Here is a 4,379-nt window from a genome sequence, read left to right as displayed (position 1 = left end):
GTAGCGGCCCTTGATTTTCGCAAGGTATTCTTTTCTGGCGCTTTTGCCCATATTCCATGCTCCCTTCGGTTACATGAAACATGAGGCATCGAATCATTTTCGCCTAATTCTTCGGTTACTTTTAATATGAGGCAATTCGTTTATTGCCGCGATCCTTGCTTTATGCGGTGATTTTTGTTTTAATAGCGGTTCTTTCACATCTTGGAACGGTTGAAAATTGAAAAACACAGGTTTGCGGGCTATCTGGCGCAAGGGGTTTGCGCCTGTTCTGACGGTGATTGCGCTGTTGATCCAGTCGTGCGGCGGCGGTGGCGGCGGAGGAACTTCCACATCGAGCGCAACCATCACGGTGTCGCCGGCCAACGGCGGATTCGTCGAACCTGGCGGTGAGATAGTTTTCACCATTAACAATTCCAATTTCGCCAAGTCCCCGGCCACGTATTCGATATACATTTTCAATGACGGGGACGGGGCATGGACCCTCGCCTCGATGGAAAACCTTGCCGAGGACGGCGCCGGGCTTGCCACTTGGGCCACCGGCGTCACCGCCGAGTCCAACAGGACGTACTGGTGGAGATATTTCGCCACCACAAGCGGCAGCAAGGGGGAGCAGACGCAGGATTCCGGGATCATGGCGCTCCATGTGAAGAAAACCGGGGGCATGTCCCCCATCGCTCCGCGCAACGGCGGATACCTGGACCTGAACAGCGCCTCGGCCCCGCGCCTTGCCGTGAAGAACTTTTTCAGCTACGGCGGGGTGGACGTGACATATGATTTCGAGGTCTTCGAGGACGGCGGGCTGACACTCATGCTCGGAAGCGCATATGGCGTGGCCCAGTCCACCACCGATTACTACACCTCCGCGGACGTTCCCGTCCTGACAGTCCCCACCGGAGCCGCGGCCGAGGCCCTTGTGGCTGACTACCAGTATTTCTGGCGGGCCCGCGCGGTGATAAACGGCGTTGCGCAGGACTGGACTCAGACGTTCTCGTTCCAGGTGAAGGACATGTGCCAGTTGAGGGCAAGCCGTTACGCCGAGGTGGTGATAGACTGGACCCACGATTACAACTGCCAGGAGCTTCTGCGCACAGACACAAGCCAGGCCTTAGGCTCGGCCAACGCCGGTGGATTTGCGGACCAGGACCATCCGGGATACGGATATTTCTCCATGGACATAGGCGGCGAGGCGATTTTCGAAATGGGGACGGCCGTTTACGATATGGAAAGCTATGACATCCGGATTTACCAGTTCGTCTCGACAGAGCCGATAGAGGTGTTCGCGGCCCAATCGGAAGCCGGCCCATGGTATTCGATGGGGTGGACGTATTGCGGGTACTACCTGCCGGGTGAAAATCCGGACAACGGCCACTGCGATTTCGACCTGGGGAGCACACCGTTAAGGTACGCCAGGTACATCAAGATAAAGGACCTGGAAGATATGAGTTGCTACCAGACCGCCGGGGCGGAGATCGACGCAGTGGTGGCGCTCCATTCAGTCGCCTCCACGTCATCGGCCTCCTGTACCCGGTAGCCTCGGCGATGAGCCTTCAAGGCGGCGCGGTTAAATCAAGCCTGCCGCCCCTCACCGCCGGCATAATCAATCACAACGGCCGCGATTGCATTGCGGACACCATAAGCTCCATCCTGCAAAACGGCTATCCCGATGTGGAGGTGATAGTCGTGGACGACTGTTCCACCGACGGGAGCGCGGAGATGGTGCGCGCAAGATTCCCCGCCGTGAAAGTGTTCGTCCAGGAGCGCAACATGGGGCCCAACGCCGCGCGTAACCGCGTTATGCGGGAGGCGGGGCGGGATTTCGTGTTCGTGACGGACAACGACATAACGCTGGCCCCCGGCGGCCTAAGGCGGCTTATGGAGACCATGCTGGCCGGTTTTGATGTTGGGGTGGCCACACCCATGGTGCTCGATTCGCTGGATGAAACCAAGATATACTCCAACGGAGCCGGGCTGCATTACACCTGCTTTGGCGTAATACCGCTCCGGCACGAACACATCCCGGAAAACATGGACATGACACCGCGCAGGTCCGTCTGTGGTTCCGGGGGGATAATGCTGCTGAGGAAAAAAATGTGGGAAGCGCTCGGCGGATTCGACGAGGACTTCGTGTTCGGCTACGACGACGGAGAATTCACCTACCGCGCAAGCGCGGCGGGATGGAAGGTGATGCAGGTCCCCGAGGCGAGGATATACCATATCGAAAAACCGGGCAGACGGCCCGACAGGCTGCGATACCAGCTCAAAGGCAGGCTCACCCTGATATTGAAGGCGTATTCCGCCAGGTCGCTTTTCCTGCTTGCTCCGGCGCTGCTGGCCTTTGAGGTGGTGAACCTTTCTTTCCTTGCGTCACGCGGGCTTGCCGGAGAATGGATCAATGGGACGGGGATGGTGATGGGCGATTTTGCGCGCATAATGGAAAAACGGGCCGCCGTGATGGCGATGAAAAAAGTTCCGGACAAAGACCTTCTGGAAGCCGGTGATATATATATGTTCCCCTCCCGGCTCGGAGGCGGGCTTGCGCGGATCGGCAAGAGGGTGTTCGAATCGGCGCTCAAAGCGTACTGGGGGCTGGTGCGGCCACTGCTTACGAAATGACGGCGCAAAATCCATGTTGAACTTCTACGGCCCGAAAAACCACTTGGCGGCGTTGGCTTGCGAATGGGAGAATTTTACACGCGGAGGCTATCCTCCATTTGTCACCCAATGGCGGACTGAGCCAGTACCGCCAACAATCCCTGTATTCTCGTTCCACGACGTCACGCCCCAGGCCTTGGAGGCGAGGCTTTCCTATCTTGCCGCCAACGGTTACCGGACAATCACCGGCGATGAATACATCGCCCGCGAAGGCAAGTCAGCGGGTGAACGGCTGGCGATGCTCACTTTTGACGACGGGCGGGCGTCGCTTTGGACAGTGGCCTATCCGCTGCTGAAAAAATACGGGATGAAAGGGGTGGCCTTCGTCCTTCCCGGTGAGATTAAAGAGGCCGCCGGGGCAAGGCCCCAAACGCCCGGCGCGGCAGGCGGCCTTTTATGCACATGGCCGGAAATCACCGCCATGCCAGATGTGTTCGATGTCCAGTCCCATTCGCTCACCCACCTGATAATGTTCGTGTCGCCGGATGTGGCGGCGTTTTACAATCCCCGCATAAAGCGCGGCTGGAGCCGCATAGACAGGCCTGTCACAAGCGAAGGAGGCGTGGACAACCTTGAGCGGGACTATCCGCTGGGGACCCCTTTATATCAGATGGACTCGCGGTTTTCCAATCACAGGAGAATGATCGAGCCGGCCAGCGTCCGCCAGGCCTGCGCCGAGCATGTGGAGGCCAACGGCGGAGAGCGGTTTTTCGGCAAAACAGGTTGGAAAGATGAGCTTATGGCCGTCCACTCCAGGGCGGCGGCGCAAGCGTTGTTCGTAACGGAAACGGAGGCGGGGCAGGCTGAAAGCATGGCCTTTGCCCTGGCGGAGTCGAAGAGAATATTGGAGGAACGGCTACAAGGCCACAAAGTCCGCCATTTCTGTTTGCCGTTCGGAGTGGGATGCAAACTGGCGGTGGAAGCCGCCGCCAAAACCGGGTATGACGCAGTCTATTGGGGCGCCAGGCCCGCAGAATTCCTTGAAAAGCTCGGGTCCCGCCCAAAAAACGTAGGGAGGCTGAAGGACGACTTCATATTCCGCCTTCCGGGGCAAGGCCGCAAGACGCTTCTGGAAACGCTGTTTTCAAAGTTTTTAAGGAGATTCGGGTTCTCAAAAACCGGAACGGGCATATAATTACTAATAATAGCCCTCGGTGATTAAAATGGCCGAAAGACGCAGATATCCCAGGAACAGCGGGAGAAACAGGACCCCGGTCTCATTTGTCGTGGAGGGGGACAACGGCAGCGAGGTGTTCGAGGGGACGCTTGTGGATCATTCCGCAGGCGGCATGCAAATCATCACGGACGCCGAAGGGATGAATGTGGGGATGGAACTTTACATCAGGATAAATGCCGGGGATCCGCCAGTCGAAAGAGAAGTGTCCGGCAAGGTTGTCTGGCTCACCAATTCCAGCCGGGAAAAACGGATCGGGCTGGAGTACTGCTATCCGCTGCTGAGCATACCGTATTTTTTCTGAACACAACCTTTCAAGCGCTGCCATTCCTCCGCGCAACCAAGCCTATGCACTTTACACGCCGGTGTCCGCGCCCTTAAGGAGCGGTCACCGGATTGCCGGTTGCGGCATAGGAAAGTGTCCTAAACTTAGTTGAAACGAAGGTATGACCTCACCTGCTACCATGTTTTTGAACGAAAACAACGGAAAGCAAGGAGGTCACATGAAAAGAGTAAACGGTAACGGGAAAACTGGCAAGGGAAGAATGGATTT

Annotated in this window: 4 protein-coding genes; all 4 read left to right on the top strand. The window is 57.3% G+C overall.

Annotation, left to right across the window (positions count from 1 at the left end):
- Positions 1-217: 217 nt before the first annotated feature.
- The 4 genes from HZB29_13540 to HZB29_13525 are packed head-to-tail and all read left to right on the top strand — an operon-like array spanning position 218 to position 4,130.
- Positions 218-1,531 carry a hypothetical protein gene (locus tag HZB29_13540; GenBank protein ID MBI5816620.1) on the top strand — a complete coding sequence of 438 codons (1,314 nt, stop codon included), beginning with the start codon at positions 218-220 and terminating at the stop codon, positions 1,529-1,531.
- Between the two features lie 8 nt (positions 1,532-1,539).
- Positions 1,540-2,613, top strand: coding sequence for a glycosyltransferase family 2 protein (locus HZB29_13535; protein MBI5816619.1), 1,074 nt, complete (start codon positions 1,540-1,542; stop codon positions 2,611-2,613).
- Positions 2,614-2,626: 13 nt separating this feature from the next.
- Positions 2,627-3,787, top strand: coding sequence for a polysaccharide deacetylase family protein (locus HZB29_13530; GenBank protein MBI5816618.1), 1,161 nt, complete (start codon positions 2,627-2,629; stop codon positions 3,785-3,787).
- A gap of 28 nt (positions 3,788-3,815) precedes the next feature.
- Positions 3,816-4,130, top strand: coding sequence for a PilZ domain-containing protein (locus tag HZB29_13525; GenBank protein MBI5816617.1), 315 nt, complete (start codon positions 3,816-3,818; stop codon positions 4,128-4,130).
- Positions 4,131-4,379: the final 249 nt, after the last annotated feature.

The sequence above is a fragment of the Nitrospinota bacterium genome (assembly GCA_016235255.1).
GTDB lineage: Bacteria > Nitrospinota_A > UBA7883 > UBA7883 > JACRLM01 > JACRLM01.
Note: the sequence above shows the minus strand (reverse complement) of the source record. Positions and strands in the feature narration are given on the sequence as shown.